The sequence below is a fragment of the Paenibacillus sp. MMS18-CY102 genome, from assembly GCF_009789195.1.
Classification (GTDB): Bacteria; Bacillota; Bacilli; order Paenibacillales; family Paenibacillaceae; genus Paenibacillus_T.
Map to the genome: position 1 here is coordinate 96,200 of NZ_WSTC01000002.1, position 21,759 is coordinate 117,958.

Consider the following 21,759-nt stretch of genomic DNA (forward strand, 5'->3'; position numbering starts at 1 on the left):
CTGTTCTGGAAGCCCGTAGGCAATTAATGGAGTAAAATGCCGCTCCTTCGGGCAATCTGAGGGGGACAATTCTGGACGAGGAGAATAGTAACGATGATGTTTGATCGACGATATTGCAAAGCGCTTGCGGTGTGTACAGCAATCTGCGTGGGGATGATTGTTTGTGCAAGCCCGGCCTTAGGCGCCCCGGTTCGCAAGGATCGGTTTTATTACGAGAAGCGCGGGGAAGTGGTGTGGGAGGTGCCGACCGACCGCCCGATAATCGCGCTAACGTTCGATGATGGGCCGAATCCGGCACAGACGAACGAAATATTGGATTTGCTGAAGCAACATGAAGCGAAGTGTACGTTTTTTGTTGTTGGCAAGCGCGTGAAGGCGTTTCCCGATGTAGCAAGGCGGATTGTGGCTGAGGGTCATGAGATTGCGAACCACACGTACCATCATACTTACTTCCAAGCGCCTAGCTCAGAGCGCCAGGTGCAGGAGGAACTGGAACTAACCGAGCAAGCCATCGTGCAGGCGACAGGGCAGCATTCTGTGCTGTTTCGCCCGCCGGGCGGGATGTTTGATGAGCGGCTCGTGACGGTTGCGAATGGAATGGGATTAAAGCCAGTTCTATGGTCTTGGCATCAGGATACGAAGGATTGGATTCGTCCCGGCGTGTACCGAATTACTAATAAAGTGCTGCGCAATGCGCATCATGGCGACATTGTGCTATTTCACGATTTTGTCGTGGGAAAGTCCCAGACGAAGCAGGCGCTTGAAACGATTTTGCCCGAGCTGCACAAGCGGGGTTATCAGTTTGTTACGGTATCCGAGCTGCTGAAGCATGCGACGAAATGACAGGAGCTAGTAGGAAGCCTGCGCACGATACGGCACGGGCGAACGTCTATCGCATTAGTGCCATCGCAGCCGGTCCAAGGCCGCAATCGCGACGGTCTACAATGACAATCGCGGCAGCCCTACAGCCGGGATTGTTTCCGGTAAGCCCCAGGCGAGATGCCGTACTGTGCCCGGAAAATACGATGGAAATAAGCGTAGCTGCCAAGCCCGGTATCCGCAGCAATCTGTTCAAGCGATAGCGGGCTGTGATCCATCAGCTTAACGGCGCGCGTCAAGCGAAGCTTCTGAGTGTACCCGATAATCGATATGCCAAAATGTGCCTTAAACAGGCTGACGGCTCTGGAGATGCTCAGGCCAGAGTGCTGTGCGACGTCTTTGAGTTTGATCTCATTCGCCGCGTGCTCTTCGATATAATGGCGCATGCGCAGCGCGTGGTAAGCAGCAGCTGATTGGGCTACGGGCGCTTCTTCAATCGCGCGGTCCAGCAGAAACAGCAGTGACCAGACGAGTGAGGTGACGAGGGTGGGGCTGCCGCCGTCGAGCCGCCTTTTCTCTGCGATGATTTGCTGCCAGATCGACTTGATGCGGCTGTCCTCGGCGATTTTGGTGCGCGTTGGGCGTTCTTTGCTGTTCCACCATTCCTTCATGCCAGGACCGTTGCCCATGAGATAAAAATCGCCATTTGGCTTAATTGGAGTAGGTTCGTTCGCTGCCCCGATGCGCAGATCGTAGATATCGCCTGGCTTGAAGAGCAGCAGGTCGCCTGGGCGAACATCGGTGAGGGCGCCATCGACGAGCGCTTGGCTGATCCCTTCTGACTGCAGCCGAATTAAATAGGTATCGAGACCGTTTGCAAAAAAATGGTGAAAAGGTTCCTTATGCTGGGAATAAGCGGTTAAGTGGACGTGGATTTCGTTCAATTTCGTCCCTTCCCTTCTGCGTTGTTCATGTTATATCAATCAGATTGTTGATGTATTCGATCATATTGTTTCTTCAATGGTTGGACTGGCTCCTATTATAATAAATGAATACCAGTAGTGGAAAGGGGATTTCTATTCATCATGGCTAATCGCACAATTCGAGTCATTCAAACTTCACAAGGTTCCGAGGACCGCCTTACAGAGGTAGCGCCAATTACGCTCGTTGGGGACGCGGCAGGCGTAGAGAACCAACTCATTAACGTTTATGACGATGTTGAATACCAACAAATTATCGGTTTCGGCGGCGCGATCACGGAAGCTTCTGCCGTAACGACGTCGAAGCTTGGCGAAGCGAACCAAAAACGTATCCTTGATGCGTTCTATAGCTTGGAAAATGGTATCGGATACAACATTTGCCGTACGCATATTAACAGCTGCGATTTCTCGCTCGGCAACTACACGTACGTAGCAGATAATGACGTTGCGCTAGAAAGCTTCGACATCAGCCATGATCGCGAGCTTATCATTCCATATATTAAACAGGCCAAAGAGCTGTCCGGCGATGGATTCCTGTTCTACGCATCGCCTTGGAGCCCACCGGCTTGGATGAAAACGAACGGCGAAATGAACAATGGCGGTTTCCTGAAGCCAGAATACCGCGAAGCTTGGGCGAACTATTTCATTAAGTACGTCGAGGCTGTTGAAGCAGAAGGCCTTCCAGTATGGGGCTTGACGGTTCAGAACGAAGAGAAGGCTGTCCAAGTTTGGGATTCTTGCATTTTCACGGCGGAAGAAACGCGTGACTTCGTGCGCGACTACCTCGGGCCTGCACTTGAGAAAGCAGGGCGTTCCGATATTCGCCTCATGATCTGGGACCATAACAAAGAGCGCGTTTATGACCGTGCTAAAGTTGCATTTGAAGATGCGGCAGCTTCCAAATACATTTGGGGCATCGGCTTCCACTGGTACTCGGGCGACCACTTCGAGGCACTGGGAATCGTTAACAAGAAATATCCAGACAAAGCGCTCATCTTCACGGAAGGCTGCCATGAGGGCGGCGTACAGCTCGGATCGTGGAAGAGCGGCGAGCGTTATGCGCATGACATTATTGGCAACCTGAACAACGGCATGGCTGGCTGGACAGACTGGAACATCGTATTGGACGAGCAAGGCGGCCCTAACCATGTTGGCAACTATTGCGATGCGCCAATTATTGCAGACACGAAGAACGATTCCTTGACATTCCAAACTTCGTACTTCTATATCGGGCATTTCAGTAAATATATCCGTCCGGGCGCAGTTCGTATTGCGGCTACGAAATATACAGAGCATTTGCATACGACAGCATTCAAAAATCCGAATGGCGAAATCGTATTGGTTGTTATGAACAAATCGGATGAGCAACACCCGTTCATTGTACGCAATCGTGAGCAAATCGCAGAAACGGTTATTCCGGCGCACACGATTCAGACGCTGATTTTCCCATGTCAATAAGCATGATTCCAACAGCACCAGCTAAGAAACAGTGGATTACGCCAGCCATTCGTGAACAAGCTGAAAAACTGTTGTCTAAGATGACGCTAGAGGATAAAGTTGGCCAGATGACCCAGTTTGACTGGGGATATAACCCGATTAACCCGGAGACGGGCGAATCGAGTCATGATCGTATCCTTCAGCTGATTCGCGAAGGCAGGATCGGCTCGATCTTTAACTTGCCTGGAGCTGCGGAAGCGAACGAGCTTCAACAATTGAATGAACAGCATACAGATTTGAAAATTCCGCTGGTAATCGGGCGCGATGTCATCCATGGCTACCGTACCGTATTCCCGATCCCGCTTGCGATGGCTGCGGCTTGGAATCCAGATATTGCTCAGCAAACATCCGCAGCAGCGTCCACAGAAGCGCTCACGGATGGGGTTACCTGGGTGTTTGCTCCAATGATCGACGTTAGCCGTGACCCTCGTTGGGGACGGATTGCGGAGAGCATCGGGGAAGACCCTTATTTGACGGCTGCTTATGCCCGCGCGTGGGTAGAAGGCTCCCAGATTGACAATGGCCCAGGCCGAGCGACAGCAAGCTGCCCGAAACATTTTGCTGGCTATGGCATGGCAGAAGCAGGGCGCGACTACAACACAGTAGACCTGTCGGACCGTGAACTGCGCGACATTATTCTTCCGCCGTTCCAAGAAGCAGTCGAAGCAGGCGCGCTTAGTATCATGGCTTCTTTCAATGAAATCAATGGCATTCCAGCATGCGCGAACGAATATTTGTTGAAAACAATTCTTCGCGATGAATGGGGCTTTGAGGGCGTTGTAGCAAGTGACTACAATGCGCTTGTTGAGCTAATCGTTCACGGCGTAGCTGCCAATGAAGAAGAAGCATGCGAAATGACCGTGCTCGCTGGCTGCGACATGGACATGCACTCTGGCATCTTTGATCGGCAATTGCCCAAGCTCGTAAGAGCGGGGCGCGTGCCGGAGTCTGTAGTGGACGACGCAGTGCGCCGCATTCTCGCTATGAAGATTAAGCTGAGCTTGCTGGAGCAGTCGAAGTCGGATGAATCCCAGTCGGCAGCAACGCTTCCGCTGAAGACGGAGTATGTAGAGTTGGCTCGCGAGGCTGCACGACAATCGATCGTATTGTTACAAAACCATGATCAAGTACTGCCATTGGGCAAATCTGGCGCTTCAATTGCTGTTATTGGACCGCTTGCAGACAACGCAACAGATCCGCTTGGCTGCTGGGCGCTCGACGGGCGCCAAGAAGAAGTCGTGACGGCCTTGGACGGCATTCGCCAAGCTGTAGGTGCAGATACGGCGATTCATTACACTGAAGGCTGTGGCATCGATTCTGACTCAGAAGAAGGGTTCGAAGCAGCGTTGGCAGCAGCGCGCAACAGTGATGTTGTCGTGATGGTGCTCGGCGAATCGGCCTTGATGAGCGGCGAGTCGCGGTCACGGACTGAGCTCGACCTTCCAGGCAAGCAGCGCGCGTTGGTTGAAGCTGTTGCGAAGCTTGGCAAGCCGATTGTAGCGGTAATACTAAGCGGCAGGCCGTTAACGTTTGCTTGGCTGCCTGAACAAGCAACAGCGATCGTACAAGCTTGGCATCTAGGCGTACAAAGCGGCAATGCGATTGCGGACGTGCTGTTCGGTGACTTTAATCCGAGCGGACGACTCCCAGTTACATTCCCGCGCAGCGTTGGGCAGATTCCAATCTATCATTATCGTAAGAAGACCGGCCGTCCGCCAGGAGGCCCATACTCCTCTTACTATATTGATTCGACGACAGATCCGTTGTATCCGTTCGGATACGGCCTGACGTATACGACGTTTGAGTATGGCGCTATTCGGATGAGCAAAACAGAAATCGGCGCAAGCGAGCAGCTCGACGTAACAGTCACCATTCGTAACGCCGGCGAAGTGGCTTGCGAAGAGGTTGTGCAATGTTATGTTCGTGATGAGGTAGCAAGCGTAACCCAGCCGCTGAAGCGATTGGTTGCGTTCCGCAAAGCAGCAGTTGCTGCGGGTGAGTCGGTTGACGTCACGTTCACGATTGGCGCTGCTGAGCTTACGATTTTGGATAAACATATGAATCGAACCGTTGAACCAGGCGACTTTACGCTATGGATCGGGCCGAGCGCTGGAAGCGGCGAATCGGTAACGGTTACGGTGAAAAAATAAGCAATGAGAGCAATTTGAGGAGGGTATTGATCTGCGATGTAAATCGTGGGTCAATACCCTTTTTAATCTAATTTATTGAAAAATATGGTTATAATTAGTCCTATAGTCTCATTGACTTTTCATTGCGGTTCGTTGAATTTGTATAGTTTTCGTTAACCAGTGTCCTAGAATGGAGGTGTGTTCTAGCTTACTATTAAAGCACTAAGACAAGATAAGTTGGTGGAAAAATGAAGCAGGCATTAAACGGAGGCGTGAGTCCTCAAGCCGCTGAGGCGGCGGTAGGAAAGCTGGAGAAGAAGATGACATTAGGGCGCCGATTCATCAAGCAATGGGACTTCCAATTGATGATCTGGCCTGCCATGTTGTTCATCCTAGTGTTCAGCTACGGACCGATGTGGGGTGTGTTGTTAGCTTTCAAAGAGTACAACATATTCGCCCCGTTTAGCGAGAGTCCATGGGTAGGAACACTGCAATTTAGAATGTTTTTCGAATCGCCAGAGTTTTGGGACATTATGCGCAACACGTTTTGTATCGCATTGCTGAAACTGGCAATTGGGTTCCCGGCTCCAATCATATTGGCGCTTCTGCTCAATGAGGTTGGCGGATGGTTCAAACGGCTTGTACAGACGGTCACGTACATTCCTCACTTTATGTCCTGGGTCGTTATTTCGGGAATGGCATTCTCCATGCTGTCGGTGGACCAAGGCACTGTGAATGATGTATTGCTCTTCTTGCACATTATTAAGGAGCCAATTAACTGGCTGTCTACACCGGATTACTTCTGGGGCATTCTCGTCTCCTTGAATGTGTGGAAAGAAATCGGGTTCGGTTCGATCGTCTACTTGGCTGCAATCGTCGGGATTGACCCCGCGCTGTATGAAGCCGCATCGATCGATGGCGCGAGCCGCTTTAAACAGATTTTCCTCATTACGATTCCAAGCATTATGCCAATCATGATTATCTTCTTGATCCTTGGCATCGGCAACACGCTGAATGCAGGCTATGAGGACATTCTCGTACTGACGAAAAACATGAACAACGGTATCGTGATGCCGGTTGCAAATGTTATCGATACGTATGTGTATCAGATGGGCGTACTGAATCAACGGTACTCTTATGCGACGGCTGCTGGCGTCTTTAAGTCCGTGCTCAGCGTCACGCTTCTCCTGATCGCGAATGGGTTTGCAAGAAGATTTGGCAAGACAAGCTTATGGTAGTGCATGATTTGGAATTTGGGGTGAATCAACAATGAAACTGACTCTAGGTGATAAGGTATTAAAAACGATCGTATATGTGGTTCTTACATTGCTAGCGTTCGTTACCTTCTACCCATTTTGGAACTCGCTGGTGCTATCATTTAATACCGGTTCGGATACATCGCTTGGCGGCGTAACGTTCTGGCCCCGCAAGTTCACGTTCGAGAATTACAAGATCGTGTTCCAGGAAAGCGGCATTTACCATGCTTACTTGATTACGATTTTACGTACCATCGTCGGGACATTCCTTGCTATGTTCTTCACTGCGATGTTCGCTTACGCGATGTCGAAGAAGGGGATCGTGTTCAAAAAGACGTACATGGTGCTTGCAGTCATCACGATGTTTTTCAACGGCGGGTTAATTCCATATTTTATCATTGTATATAACCTGCATCTGTATGATACGTTCATGTTCTTGGTTATTCACGGCATGATCAATGTGTACAACATGATTATCTTCCGGACCTTCTTCATGGAGATGCCGGATGGGCTTGAAGAATCAGCTAAGATCGATGGCTGCTCCAACTTCGGCGTGTTCTTCCGTATCGTTCTGCCTGTATCGGGCCCGGTTATCGCGACATTGTCGTTGTTCACAGCGGTCTTCCTCTGGAATGACTGGTTTATCCCAGCTGTGTTCATCAGCAACCAAGAGCTGATTCCGCTGCAAACGCTGCTGGTGCAGATCATCAACACTGGCGCAACGGATAACTTGATACAGAACATGAACACCTTTGCACAGAACATGGTTGAGAACACTGTAACTGTCAAAGCGCTTCAAATGGCTACGATGATGGTTGCGACATTGCCAATCCTTTGCATCTATCCATTCCTGCAAAAGTACTTCGTCAAAGGGGTACTGGTAGGTTCCTTGAAAGAGTAGTGCTTTACCTGGTTATTTGCTGGCTTGCCGATACGGCAAGCTGGCTCCATAACATATACATTAAAGAGGGCGAGAGGGGTAACAGATATGCTTAAAAAGAAAACATTCAATTCGCTTTTGATGTTAACTGTATGTTCCGCAGTCGTGTTGTCGGCATGTGGCAAAGAAGAGACACCGAAAGACCCAGCAGCTACGAATGCAACACAAACGGACACAAACAAAGAGGATGCACCAGCAGCAGTTGACCCGAATGCTGACGCAAAATCAAAAGTGAAACCGGTTACGTTTACGCAATTCGTTAACTATGACTGGTATACAGCTCCAAAATGGGACGAGCGTCCACATGCAAAATGGATCACGGACAACCTGGGCGTAACGATGGAGCCTGTTCAATCGAACGGTGCAGCCGCATCGAAGCTCAATTCGATGATCGTATCCAAGAAATTGCCGGACGCAATCGTTTTGGATCGCGGAAAAGACGTAGAGCGTCTCGTAGCAGCGAACCAACTCGTTGCACTCGACGACTACCTCGCGAAATACCCTGAATTCGTAAAAACGATCGGCGAAGAAACGCTGAACATGCTTCGCAGCGCTGACGGCAAGCTGTACCAGATTCCGAACTGGTTCATTAGCGGCGACAACGGCAACGGTAACGCGGGTTACTTCATTAATAAGAAGATCTACAAAGAGCTGGGCTCCCCTGCGCTCGAAACATGGGATGACCTTGAGGCATACCTGCAACAAGTTAAATCCAAATATCCAGATGTAGTGCCGATCGACTTCGGCGAAATGCGCGACAGCGAGTCCCAAATGCTCGGCATGCTGTACAGCGGTGCGGCGAATGATGTAACGCCATCGTTCATCTCCCCAGGATCGGGTGCGATCTTCGGCATTCCAAACGGTGACAAATTGACTTCGATCTACGAAGACCAAGCGTTCATCGATGCAGCAATGTACACAAGCCGCCTCTTCCGTGAAGGCTTGACGTCCAAAGACGCATTCACGCAAACACGCGACCAAATCAAAGAAAAGCTGAAAAACGGCAAAGTTGCTGTATTCGGTGCTTATGACGCTTATGTTGAAGGCATCGGCCGTGAAGTGAACAATGATTTGAAAGCAAAAGATCCAAACAGCGGCTACGATGTAATCTGGCCTGTACACAAAGCTGGCGTTGATAAAAACAAAGTATTCCCTTCCGGCTACAACACGCTGGGCTGGAACGTTAACGTTATTACGAAAAGCGCAAAAGATCCAGAAGCAATCTTCTCATTCATGAACTGGGCAATTAGCCCTGAAGGCCAACAGCAGTTCTTCTTCGGTCCACAAGGCTTGTTCTATGATGAAGTAAAAGACGGCGTTCCAATTCCGAATGATGCATACATCAACCGCGACATGAAAAAATATGATGACCTGAAAATCGGCGAATTCAACTGGTATGGCAACACGAGCTATGTTGACGCAACGAAAGCAAAACGTGAGCAATTGCTCAAATCAGAAGCACAAGACTGGACGACGATTGCACAATCGACAATCTCGTTCAAAACGTCCAAAGACATTACAGAGTTCTCCAACCTTGATCCGGTCCCTAACTCTGCAGAAGGCATCATCATCCAACGCCTGAGAGACTACTACAAAACGTTCATTCCGAAAGTCGTATTCGCGAAGAGCGACGAAGAAGTGAAGCAACTGATTGCTGACGCGCAAGCGGAATCCGTAAAACTCGGCTATGACAAAGTTCTTGAATGGAAAACGAATGTGTGGCAAAAAAATCTTCAAATTATGAAAAAATAGTAAGCTTTACTATGCACTTGAGGGTATACTTTATGTATACCCTCTATTCTCTATTACACTAACAAGGAGCCCGAACGAGATGTATAAAGCGATATTAGTAGATGACGAAAACTTCGATCTCATCGGTATGCAACAGCTAATTCCTTGGTCTTCCCTACAAATTGAAATCGTTTACAGTTCAACCAAGCCGCTGGCGGCATTAAGTTATATTCAAGACCATGAAATCGATATCCTTATAACCGATATTAAGATGCCTGTGATGTCCGGGCTAGAGTTAGCGAAGGCCGCTCTGCAGAAAAATGCTGATCTTAAAGTGATGTTTATTAGCGGTTATCAGGATTTTGAATATGCGAAACAGGCGTTGCAATTGAAGGCTGATGGCTACATTTTGAAGCCGGTAGATGATGACGAGGTCATCGAAACCTTGAAGCGGGTCGTTGCCGCGCTGGATGAGAGGGCACGCCTGGAGAAAGGGAAGGATATGAATCTAGAATCATTCGAGTTTGTGAAGCATAACTTCCTTCTGCATCTAATGGAAGGGACGATTGATGAGGAGACCCTCCATGCTTTCATGCGCAAATATCCAGTAGAAGTGTCCGTTGATCGCGCACACGCGGTCATTATCGAGATGGATGATGCCGCGCGGATGATGCAAGGAAATCAAGCGGAGTTTGATCCAATCACAGCAACGGCTAGGTTAGTTGTTTCCTACATCGAATCGTATGGGCTCGGTTTATGGTACAGGCTGTCGCCAACCCGTATTGGATTAATTTATTCCGGCGATTCCGAGCATATAGAGCGTGATTTGGGCGGCTTGCTTAACGAGGTGCGGTCGAATGGGGGCACAACTGCCACCGTGAGTTATGGACAAGCTGTATCTGGCATTCCGATGCTCCCGGCTTCGTTCAAGGAGGCGCGTGAGCTGATCGACTGCAAAATGTTTATCGGCAAAAACCGCATTATATCGCCGGGCGCTTCCCAGTCAGCCGGGATGCGCAATGCGAAAGATATGAATGCGATTCTAGACCAATTGTTCAAAGCAATATCGAGCTATGCGCTCGTCGTTGTCTGCGATTGTATTGAAGATCTGTTCGAGAGCGTCCGTTCTTATGCAGAACCGGTGAAAGTTTACCATTTTTCAACCCATATCATATCTCGGCTGGAAGGCTACCTAAGCGATGCTGGAACGTCCTCTGACGTGCTCGCGAATTGGAAAGATAACGGATTTGCGGCGGTTCAGCAGTTCGAGACGATCGATGATATCAAGTCATGGCTGCGCCGCACAGCATTCGAATTGTCCGAGATGCTGTATATGCGCAATCAAAAGCCGGTATGGCGCTTGTATTCCGATATTGAGGAGTACGTAGCGGAGAATCTGGCAAGCGATATTACGTTAAAGGATATGGCGAGCCGATTCTCGTATTCGCCGAACCATTTTGGCGTTTTGTTCAAGGAACAGGTCGGAATCAGCTTTAATGATTATGTCGTTAGTAAGCGGATGGCTAAGGCAAAGGAAATGCTTCAGCAGCCGCAATACAAAATCTATGAGATAGCGGACCAGGTCGGTTATAAGAGCTTGACCTATTTCAGCAGAATGTTCAAGGAAGCCTTCGGCATGACGCCGGGAGACTACAGAAAGCAGAGCTGATATGACGATGTGGAACGGGAAGCACGGCTACATATCTTTTCATTACAAACTATTCATTTCGTACTTCTTGCTCGTTATTACGCCAATCACGGTCATCGGCAGTTATTCTTACGTCTCTTCTATTAATACGCTCAAGCAGCATACTAGAAGCAATCTTGAGGTTGCAATCAACCAGATTAACAATAACGTGCAGTACCGGGCCGATGATGTCATTCGGGTGTCGAATGAGATCTATGCGGACCAACTGCTGTCGCAATATTTGGCCGGCTATTATTTGGACTGGGAACGTTATCAGGTAACCACGCAATATGTGCTGCCGCGGATGGAAACGGTTACGCATTTGCCGAAGCTGGACGTGAGCATGACACTCTACTTGAATACCCACACGTTAAGCGAATATTACTACGATATGATTGAGAAATCGCTTGTCGCAGGCGAGCGCTATTATGAGATTCGGTATATTGACCGGATAAAAGATGAGCCTTGGTATCAGTCCGCCAGCAAACTTCCGTTCGACGGAATCGCATGGGAACAGGTTGGAACCGATGCAGAGTATGGGCTTATCTCGTTGCTGCGTCCGCTCATCAACTACGATACGCTGCAGCCCAACGGCTTGATTCGTATTCGAGTGAAACTGAGCGACCTATTCGAGGAGGTTAAAGTTAATCAGCTAGGAAGCGGAACCAAGCTGTTTATATTAAACGATCAGCAGAAGATGCTATATGCGAACATGACGGATACGGATGCGGGGAAGAACGGCTTCACCGATCTAATGGCGAATAAGAAAGGTTATCTACGCATTACGAAGACGATGAATAATCTGCCAAGCAGCTTGGTGGCGCTAATTCCTGTTTCATCCTTTACGGAAAATTCGGAGAAAGTTCGGAACGTCACGATACTGATCTGCTTGCTGAGCTTCATTATTTTGACGTTTATTAGCCTCATTGTCGCGAATATGCTCTCCAAACGGATTTTGAAGCTGAAGCTCTCGCTTAAGGCGTTTAAGGATGGGGAGTTCCATCGCCGCATTTATTACCGTGGCAAGGATGAGTTTGCGGAAATTGCAGACTCCTTCAATGATATGGCCTCGACGACTCAGAAGCTGATCGACGAGGTGTATATTAGCAAACTGGAGAAAAAAGAGGCCGAGCTGCAAATTTTGCATGCCCAGATCAACCCTCACTTCCTATATAATACCTTCTCATCTATTAGCAGGATGGCGAAGCTGGGAGAAATCGGGCTCCTGCATGAAATCATTCGCGCCCTGGCAAAGTTTTATCGCTTGACGTTAAACAAGGGCGAAATGCTCATCCCAGTCGATAAGGAACTGCAAATCATTAATGCGTACCTCGATATCCAGAATATGAAATGCGATAACCGTATTCATGTAGAGCTAGATGTGGAAGAAGGGCTGGAGAACTACGAGACTGTGAAGTTTATTCTCCAGCCGTTTGTAGAAAATGTACTGGAGCATGCTTGGTATGATGATGAGATCCATATTGGCATTCGCGTTTATCGGAGCGAAGGAGCCATTAGTATGGAAATCCGTGATAATGGCCTGGGCATGAAGCAGGAAACGATTGATGCGATTTTCTCACAAGGGCCGGGTGCAATCGGTTATGGCATTCGAAACGTTGACCAGCGGATCAAGCTGCATTATGGCCGCGAGTATGGCGTTACGATCACAAGTGAAATTGGCGTTGGCACAACTGTTGTGCTGCAGATTCCTTATGTCTTATACGGCAACAAACAAGACGAACAATGACCCCATTGGTTTCACTGCCCAGCTGGTTACTCGAAGGAGAATGAGCTGGGCTCTTTTTATATATAGAAGCCTAACTATTTATTGAAAGGAGTCGAAAGAACGTACATTGCCTTTAATTTATGACAGATTTCGTTAATTTGAGCACTGTTTTTGAAAGCGTCGTCAATCTAAAATATGGAATGAATGAAGTAGAGGGGGACAAGCTCGCATGAGGTTAACCAAGCGGACGAATCAAATCATTGCCATTGTACTTAGTTTTTTAATCATTAGTGGCTACCTGCCCTTAGAAGGAGCTGCAGCTGCTGCACAACCATCGGCGAATGATGATTTGCAGGGGCATTGGGCAGCGGATGAAGTGCATAAATGGGCAGAGGAAGGATTTATCTCGGGTTTTACAGACGGGACATTCCGCCCGAATCAGGGGGTCACGCGTGCCGAACTAACGAAGCTGATTAACGCACTGTTCGGTTTCACGGATCAAGCTGCGGCTTCGTTCAACGATATTGCGAACGATGCGTGGTATAAGGATCAGGTCGCGATTGCGAAGGAAGCGGGATATATCTCCGGGTATCCAGACGGCTCCTTCAAGCCTAATGAAACCGTTACTAGGCAGGAAGTTGCGAAGATGGCTGCCGCATTGTTCCCGCTGCCAACAGCTGCGGACAATACGTTAAGCGTTTACAAGGATCAATCGTCGATTAGCGGATTCGCGAAAAGCGCGATGGCGAACATGGTAGGCGGCGGATTCCTGAAAGGTTTCACTGACGGAACGATTCGCCCGGCACAGCCGATTACGCGGGCAGAGGCAGTTGTGTTGCTCGATCGGCTAGCTGGAGATGTCGAGCATGAGGCAGGTACGGTTAAGGACATTAATGCGAAGGGCAATATGCTTGTCACGACGCAGGATGTGAAGCTTGTGAAGCCGCAAATCGGCGGCAATCTGATTCTGACAGCAGGAATCGGCGAAGGAGATTCCCATATCGAAGGCGGCAGCGTTGCTGGAGCCGTTTACGTAAATGGCGGCGGCGTTAACAGCATTCACATCAAGGGAACGAAAGTGAAGCAGCTGACGGTTAATAAGAAGAAGCCTGTACGCGTCGTTATCTCTGAAGACGCTAACATTGAGCAGTTGAACGTAGAGACTAAGGCGATTATCGAGCTTGAGAAAAATGCTATAGCCGGCAAAATCGTTGTTAGCGCTGGCGCTAAAGGCACAGAGATTAAAGTGCAAGGCACAATTCGCGATCTTATTATTGAAGCGGATGGCGTAACGGTCAATGGACAGGCTGTAACGAAAGGATCGAAAGTTTCCATTGTAGACGGACGTATCGTGACAGAGCCAACTACACCGGGAAGCGGAAACACAGGATCGAACCCAGGTACGAACCCAGGAACGGATCCGGGTACGAACCCAGGAACGGATCCGGGTACGAACCCAGGAACGGATCCGGGCACGAACCCAGGAACGGATCCGGGCACGAACCCAGGAACGGATCCAGGTACGAACCCAGGAACAGATCCGGATGAATGGGAGCTTGTATGGGATGATGAGTTCGATCGTAGCGGAACGAATCTCGACACGAACGGCGTCGATCTCGATAAGTGGGGCTACCAAGAAGGTACGGGCGCGCAGTACGGCTTGGACGGCTGGGGCAACAAGGAGAAGCAATCGTACAGCAAAAACAATATTAAGGTTGAAAATGGCAAGCTAGTAATCGAAGCGCGCAAAGAAACGGCGAATGGAGTGCCATATACGTCAGGCCGTTTGTACACGGAGCCTACGTTCAACAAAACATATGGCAAGTTCGAAGCGAAAATCAAAATGCCAGAAGGTGACGGCATCTGGCCGGCATTCTGGATGGTGCCAACCAACAGCGAATATGGGGTTTGGGCATCTTCCGGCGAGCTGGACATTATGGAAGCGAGAGGCCGTCTCCCGCAAGAAGTTGCAGGTACGATCCACTTTGGCAAGAAGTGGCCGAACAATAAAGCAGAGGGCGGAGACTATCACTTCGAGAATGGCGAAAGCATCACAGGCGAGCATGTTTATGGCGTAGAATGGGAGCCAGGCGAAATTCGCTGGTATGTTGACGGCAAACTTTATTCACGCCTGAACAAATGGGATAGCACAGGCGAGAATCAGCCAGCTAAGTATGCGTATCCAGCACCATTTGACAAGGACTTCTATATGATCTTGAATCTCGCGGTTGGCGGAACCTTCGATGGTGATCGCATTCCGCCAGACAGCAAGATTCCAGCGAAGATGGAAGTCGATTACGTCCGCGTATACGACAAGGTTGGCGGATATGAGAATCCTTCGGCTGAGCCAACGGTAGAGTCCGAACCATTGCCAGCCGTTCATAAGGAAGCAATCAATGGCAGCTACGTGTACGATCCTAGCTTCACGCAGCCGTTCACGCTGCTTAAGGTGCAGGATGATGTGCTAAATCCGACGTATTGGAACTTTGCAACGATCAGCACGTTCAGTGGTGCGGGTACCGTTAGCACGGAAACGCTGGATACGACGCCATTCGCCAAGGTCGACATTACGTCTGGCGGCGGTGCGGCGCATGCGGTCCAAATGATTCAGAACGTGACGCTCGGCAAAGGCCGGTGGTACAAGTTATCCTTCGATGCGAAGGCTGCGAGCAGCCGGACGATGCTGGTGAAATTCGGCGGCGGCGCTGACCGCGGCTGGACGAGCTATTCGGATAGCCTGGAAGCAGGGCTGACGGATCAACTGCAATCATATGAGATGACGTTCCAAATGAAAGCAGATACCGACACGCAAGCGCGCCTTGAGTTTAATATGGGCTTGAACACGAAATCGATCTGGCTTGGCAATGTGAAGCTGGTCGAAGTTGATGCGATGGACCTGTACAAGGAAGATGAGGCGAAAGATCCGCTTGTTGGCGGAAACCATGTATATAATGGCACGTTCGATTTGGGCCGCATTGACCGGATGACTTACTGGCATTGGGCAACGAACGGTGCGACAGCGACGGCTTCTGTCGATGCTGATGGCCGTCAGCTATTGGCAACGATTTCAAACGGTGGTGCAGCTGCTGATTCGGTAAGTTTGGTGCAAAAAGGCATTAATCTCGTACAAGGCAACGATTATCGGATTACGTTTAAAGCGAAGGCGGAAGTTGCGCGCACCATTGCGGTCGGTGTGCAGAAAGAAGACGGAACTGCCGTTGAGCAGCCGGAAACGGTAGCACTGACGACAGCGTGGGAGACGCATACCGTAAACTTCTCCACGCAAGATGGCGACTCTGATCTGAACGGCAAGCTGCTCTTCCTGTTAGGCGGGCAAGCTGGCGATGTTACTTTGGATGATATCGTTATGGTGCGCCTGACGAACCATAACATGGGTGAGCTGCCGCTAGCAGATCAGTTCCCAGTCAAGAACGGCGATTTCTCCAATGGCAAGTTAAACTGGAGCGAGCACGTACAAGGACGTTTTGACGGCTGGGGCTCTAGCGCCGTATTCACGGCAAACCAAGGCGAGCTAAAAATCGCGGTTGCTAACGAAGGCAACAATCCTTGGGATGTTATGCTGATGCAAACTGACTTCAATTTGTTCAGAACGAACACATACGTCGTGTCACTGGACGCCCGTTCAACGGTGGCGCGCCAAGCTGAGCTTGTTGTCGATTCGAGCAATACTCGATACGTATCGCAGACGCTCAATTTGACACCGACGATGCAGACATTCACCTACGAGTTGCCGGTGGATGCCGATATGACGGCTTCCTTCAAGCTGCTGCTTGGCAAGCTGCAAAATGCTGCTGCTATTGGGGCGCATGACGTTTATGTCGATAATGTTCGCGTTGAGTTGAAGGGGGCGCGTGACCACGCATTCCTCGTACACAATGGCGACTTCTCGGCGGGCTGGAATAGCTGGAGCAAGCATTTGCAAGGCGATTATGATGGAGACTCCCGTGCAACCATAACGACGGATATCGGTGCTTACCACGCTGATATTACGAATAATGGTGCTAATCCTTGGGATATCATGCTCTATCAAGAGCCGCTGGCACTTGAAAAAGGCAAAACGTACACCGTGACGTTCAATGCCCGTTCCACGAAACCTCGCAAGATTGAGGCGGTCGTTGAGAACAGCACGAACTTCCGTTATTTGAACCAAGCAGTACAGTTGGACGATTCGACGAATACGTACAGCTACACGTTTACGATGGATAAAAACGATACGACGGGCTTGAAGTTCTTGATGGGCAAGCTGTCAGGAGATAGCGTAGTCGGTGCACATGATATTTATATCGATAACGTACGCTTCGAGGTGCAAGGCGCATTGGAAGCAACTGGAGAACGTGTAAGCGAGCAGGATAATATCCACTTGCCGAACCCGCCAGCCCTATCGCCTGATGCAACGAACAATCTGATCGGGCAACCGCAGACGATTTCGTTTGCTGACAAGATGATCTGGCGGACTGCAATTTCTTCGATTTCTATCGACGGAAATGTAGTGTCTCCACAATCGTATTCCATCGCACCGGGCTCCATTACGCTGGATGCAAGCCTATTCCCGACAGCGCAGAATTACGAGATCGTCGTGAAGTCAACAGGCTATGAGAAAGCAACGGTCGTCCAGCAGGTTGAAGCATCCAGCGATTGGAGCTTGATCTGGAATGACGAGTTCGACGGTACGGGCTCGAATCTGGATACGAACGGCGTCGATTTGGACAAATGGGGTTACCAGCAAGGCAATGGCTCAGAGTACGGCGTTCAAGACTGGGGCAATAACGAGCAACAGTATTACCGTAAGGATAATATGCAAGTAGCGGATGGCAACTTGGTCATCGAAGCCCGGAAAGAAACATTCAGCGGCAAGCCGTATACATCCGGCCGCGTATTTACACAGCCGACATTTACGAAAGCTTACGGGCGTTTCGAAGCGCGGATGCAGCTGCCGACAGGCGAAGGCATCTGGCCTGCATTCTGGATGATGCCAGCGGGTAACGAGTATGGCACATGGGCATCTTCCGGCGAGATTGACATTATGGAAGCGCGCGGCAGATTGCCGGGCGAAGTAGCCGGCACGATTCACTGGGGCAAACCAGCTCCAAGCAACAAATCGACGGGCAGCGATTACCACTTCCCGCAAGGGCAGTCGATTGCAGGCTACCACACGTATGCAGTTGAGTGGGAGCCAGGAGAAATCCGTTGGTATGTAGACGGAAACCTCTTCCATACAGTGAACGACTGGAGCAGTACGGGAGCGGGGCAACCGGACAAGTATGCTTATCCGGCACCATTTGACAAACCGTTCTATATGATTTTGAACCTTGCAATCGGCGGCGTTTTCGATGGCAACCGGCTCCCGGCTGATTCGATGCTGCCTGCAACGATGAAGGTCGATTACGTTCGCGTTTATGAGTTGACGGGACGTCCATACAAGACGCCTGTAGAGCCAGTCGTAATCAAGGAGAATTTCCCTGCGAACGGCAAGCCGGCAGTAAATGGCAATTTGATTTATGACAACACGTACCAACATGGCCTTAAGGATATCGCAGCAGCGGGAACGCCGCTGGATCCAACCTACTGGAGCTTCCTTCATACGCCGGACTTCGGCGGAGCGGGATCTGCTTCGGTAGAGCAGCTTGGAGGCGTACCTTATGCCAAGCTGAATGTAACGAACGGCGGCACTGTACCATATGCGCTGCAAATGATTCAGTATGCAACGCTCACGAAAGGCCATACGTACAAGCTGAGCTTCGATGCCAAAGCTTCGGCGGCTCGTGCCATCAACTTGAAAATGGGTGGAGACGACGATAACGGATGGGCGGTCTATTCCGATAACTTCGAATCCTCGCTGAAGACGGATGTGCAGCACTATGAGTATCGTTTCACGATGAATGGAACGACGGACCCTGCAGCCCGCCTGGAATTTAACTTAGGGCTTGGTACGGGCACGGTCTGGATCGGCAACGTTGTATTAGAGGAAACGGACTTCCTGTCTGATCCGACGGGCAATAAAACGCCGCTTGATAACGGCAACCATATTTATAACGGCACGTTCGATCTGGGCACGATGGATCGGATGAAATATTGGAACTTTAACGTGACGCCGGATGCATCAGCAACCGCTTCGGTCGATGCTGACCGCAGGCAGCTTGATGCAGTGATTGCGGATGGAGGTTCTAATGCAGCCTCAATTACGCTGGCGCAAACCGGGCTTGAGCTGCTGCAAAATGATGAGTACAAGCTGGCCTTTGATGCCAAGGCATCTGCAGTGCGTACGATTGGCGTCAAATTAACGAATGCAGATGGAACCGTAGTATTCGCGGAAGATAACGGTGTTGCGCTAGGAACAACGCTAGCTAGCCATACCTTAACTTTCGAGATGCCTGTAGGCGCATCTTATGCAGATGCTAAGCTAACCTTCTTGCTGGGAGGCAGCGATAAAGCGGTAAGCATGGATAACGTTAAGCTGATCCGTACGACGAACCGCAATGTCGACTTCACGGGCATTGATATTTATCCGCTTAAGAACGGCGATTTCTCAGCCGGCTTAAGCAGTTGGGAGCCATTCACGCAAGGCGGAGCGGCATCGTTCCAACCTGATAATGGCGCAGCCAAAATCGGCGTAACGAACGTAGGCGGCGAAGGCTGGAACGTCATGTTTAATCAGTCGAATTTGAAGCTGGTTAAAGGCTTGACGTATGAATTCTCCTTCAAAGCCAAGTCGAGCGTGGCGCGTGACATTCAAGCAACTTTGGAAAATGCGACCTACACGAGACGATTCGATACGGGAACGCTGGCGCTTACGCCGAACTGGCAGACGTTTAGCTACACGTTCAAAATGGCGGGCGATGACAATGTTGCATTGAAATTCTTGCTCGGCAAGCTCGCGAATTCGCAAGCGGGCGACGTCTTCATCGATGATGTTGTGTTGCAGGTGCAAAATGCTCCGGTGGCGCGCCCAGTAACACTTGTTGCGGATGCAACGAATAATTTTGTCGGCCAGCCGATTGAGCTGACATTCACTTCAAATGCAGCATGGGAAGCGGCAGTACAAGCTATTATCGTGAATGGAACGCCACTTGCTGCTGGACAGTTTGCGGTCCAACCGGGTGTGCTGACGCTGAATGCTGATGCATTCGCAACCGATCGGGTTTATGCGATTACGGTTAAAGCAATGGGTTACGCGGATACGTCAGTCAATCAGACGCTGTTCGCAAGCGATGGCAACCATGTCATGAATGGCAAGTTCGCAAACGGTACTAACAGCTGGGATACATGGGTCGGCGAAGGCGGCGTATCGGACTTCGCGGTTGTTAATGAAACCGCAAAGATTGATATCCACTACAACGGCGGCATTCATCCGCAATGGAATGTACCGGTATCATGGTCGACACAGCTCATGCAATCCGGAATCCAACTGGAAGCGGGCAAAACGTATGATTTGAGCTTCCGTGCTTGGTCGACGTTGGACCGTCCGATTCTGATCGAGCTTGGCGGGTATAACAACAATCAACAGGCTGGCTTCGATCTGACAAGCGACCAGGCTAAAGTGTATCACATGAGCATTCGTCCCAACGCGGCAACGATTATGACGCTCAAGTATTTGCTTGGCAACGTCGTAAATGGCACTAGCACAACGCCGAATGCACCGCATTCCATTTTCCTTGATGATGTGCTCATTAAAGAAGTGAAGTCCGCTCCGGTTCTCGCCGCAGACGCCACGGACAACAAGGTCGGCCAAGGTATTGACCTTACATTCGTAGATCAAGCGGACTGGAGAGCAGGCATTCAGAGCATCACGGTTGACGGAACGCCAGTTGCAAGCAACTTGTTTACTGTAACAAGCGGGAAAATCTCGCTCGACGCTTCATTATTCACAGCTGTGAAATCCTACACGATCGCGATTACAGCAGATGGGTATGGAACGGTGCAGGTGACGCAAGAGATCAAGTCAGCAGCATCCAATGTTGCGGTGGGCAAGACAGTGACCGCTTCATCCAATTCACAGCCAGCCGGCAACGCGATTGACGGAAATTCCGCAACGCGTTGGGAAACGGGAGCGAGTGACCCGCAATGGATATCGATCGATCTGGGCACGATCCATCAGCTTGATTCGGTACTGCTGAATTGGGAAGGGGCGTTCGGCAAGTCGTACAAAATTCAAGTATCGACGGTAGCCGACCCTCAACAAGACAGCGACTGGACAGATGTATTCACGGAAACGAACGGCAATGGCGGTTTGGACCCGATCAGTCTCGGCGGGGTTGAAGGACGCCATATCCGGATGTATGGACTCACAAGAGGTACGCCATATGGTTACTCGCTCTGGGAGTTTGAGGTTTACGGAACGTCGACAAGCACTAGCGGCGGAGGCGGAACGAATCCAGGCACAGGTGGCGGGGGCACGAATCCGGGCACTGGCGGAGGGGGAACAACCCCGCCAGCCCCTGGCACTAACCTCGCGCTTGGCAAACTTGCCGTAGTATCCAGCCAAAATCCGAATATGACTGCAACCAATTTAACGGATGGCAACAACGGAACACGCTGGGAGCCGGACCTTACTGTCAGCAACACCGCTGAAGAGTGGGCATATGTCGATCTTGGCAGCCAGCAGACGCTAACCACGCTTAAGCTGTTGTGGGAAGCGGCGTACGGCAAAGTCGTTCTCATCCAAGTTGCGGACGCAGGCAGCAATTTGGCAGCGGACTCTACGGATTGGCGGACGGTTCAAACGCTGAACCGTGAACTGACGGCTGCTACGTTCGCCGAAACAATTGATCTAGGCGGCGTGCAAGGCCAATATGTCCGCGTTTATGTGACAGAGAAGGGCTTCAAGCCATACGGCCCATCACTGTTCGAGATTGAAGTGTACTAAAATTTAAAGTTTAGCCCCCTATAAGGGTATAAGGAGCTGCTTCAGTATAACTGCGTTAGGCAAGAGCTGGAGCAGCTCTTTCTATACACATTATGAAAGCGATTACGAGG

Annotated in this window: 10 protein-coding genes; 9 read left to right on the forward strand and 1 reads right to left on the reverse strand. The window is 50.2% G+C overall.

The features are described 5' to 3' along the window. Positions 1–93: 93 nt before the first annotated feature. Positions 94–843 carry a polysaccharide deacetylase family protein gene (locus GON22_RS02060; protein WP_160394469.1) on the forward strand — a complete coding sequence of 250 codons (750 nt, stop codon included), beginning with the start codon at positions 94–96 and terminating at the stop codon, positions 841–843. 119 nt (positions 844–962) lie between these two features. Here GON22_RS02060 and GON22_RS02065 read toward each other — a convergent pair whose 3' ends face one another. After that, on the reverse strand, positions 963–1,763 hold the full coding sequence (locus GON22_RS02065) for an AraC family transcriptional regulator (RefSeq protein WP_160394470.1): 801 nt from the start codon (positions 1,761–1,763) through the stop codon (positions 963–965). Between the two features lie 141 nt (positions 1,764–1,904). Here GON22_RS02065 and GON22_RS02070 point away from each other — a divergent pair, with 141 nt between their 5' ends. The 8 genes from GON22_RS02070 (at position 1,905) to GON22_RS02105 (ending at position 21,649) form a co-directional block, all read left to right on the forward strand. Beyond that, positions 1,905–3,257, forward strand: a complete 1,353-nt coding sequence (locus GON22_RS02070) for a glycoside hydrolase family 30 protein (protein WP_160394471.1) — start codon at positions 1,905–1,907, stop codon at positions 3,255–3,257. After that, positions 3,248–5,446 carry a beta-glucosidase BglX gene (gene bglX / locus GON22_RS02075; protein ID WP_202113042.1) on the forward strand — a complete coding sequence of 733 codons (2,199 nt, stop codon included), beginning with the start codon at positions 3,248–3,250 and terminating at the stop codon, positions 5,444–5,446. Before GON22_RS02070 ends, bglX begins: the two co-directional genes overlap by 10 nt. A gap of 299 nt (positions 5,447–5,745) precedes the next feature. Next, a complete protein-coding gene (locus GON22_RS02080; RefSeq protein ID WP_160394583.1) occupies positions 5,746–6,663 on the forward strand; it encodes an ABC transporter permease in 918 nt (305 codons plus the stop codon). Positions 6,664–6,694: 31 nt separating this feature from the next. Beyond that, positions 6,695–7,582 carry a carbohydrate ABC transporter permease gene (locus GON22_RS02085; protein ID WP_160394472.1) on the forward strand — a complete coding sequence of 296 codons (888 nt, stop codon included), beginning with the start codon at positions 6,695–6,697 and terminating at the stop codon, positions 7,580–7,582. A gap of 87 nt (positions 7,583–7,669) precedes the next feature. Beyond that, the gene (locus tag GON22_RS02090) at positions 7,670–9,373 is read left to right on the forward strand and encodes an extracellular solute-binding protein (protein ID WP_160394473.1); all 1,704 of its coding nucleotides are present in this window, start codon (positions 7,670–7,672) and stop codon (positions 9,371–9,373) included. Positions 9,374–9,452: 79 nt separating this feature from the next. After that, positions 9,453–11,021 (forward strand): helix-turn-helix domain-containing protein, encoded by a 1,569-nt coding sequence (locus GON22_RS02095; protein ID WP_160394474.1) that lies wholly within the window; start codon positions 9,453–9,455, stop codon positions 11,019–11,021. A 1-nt stretch (position 11,022) separates the two neighbouring features. Beyond that, complete coding sequence (locus GON22_RS02100; protein ID WP_237178962.1) at positions 11,023–12,786, forward strand: cache domain-containing sensor histidine kinase; 1,764 nt, start codon at positions 11,023–11,025, stop codon at positions 12,784–12,786. Positions 12,787–12,994: 208 nt separating this feature from the next. Then, positions 12,995–21,649 carry a carbohydrate binding domain-containing protein gene (locus GON22_RS02105; protein ID WP_160394475.1) on the forward strand — a complete coding sequence of 2,885 codons (8,655 nt, stop codon included), beginning with the start codon at positions 12,995–12,997 and terminating at the stop codon, positions 21,647–21,649. Positions 21,650–21,759: the final 110 nt, after the last annotated feature.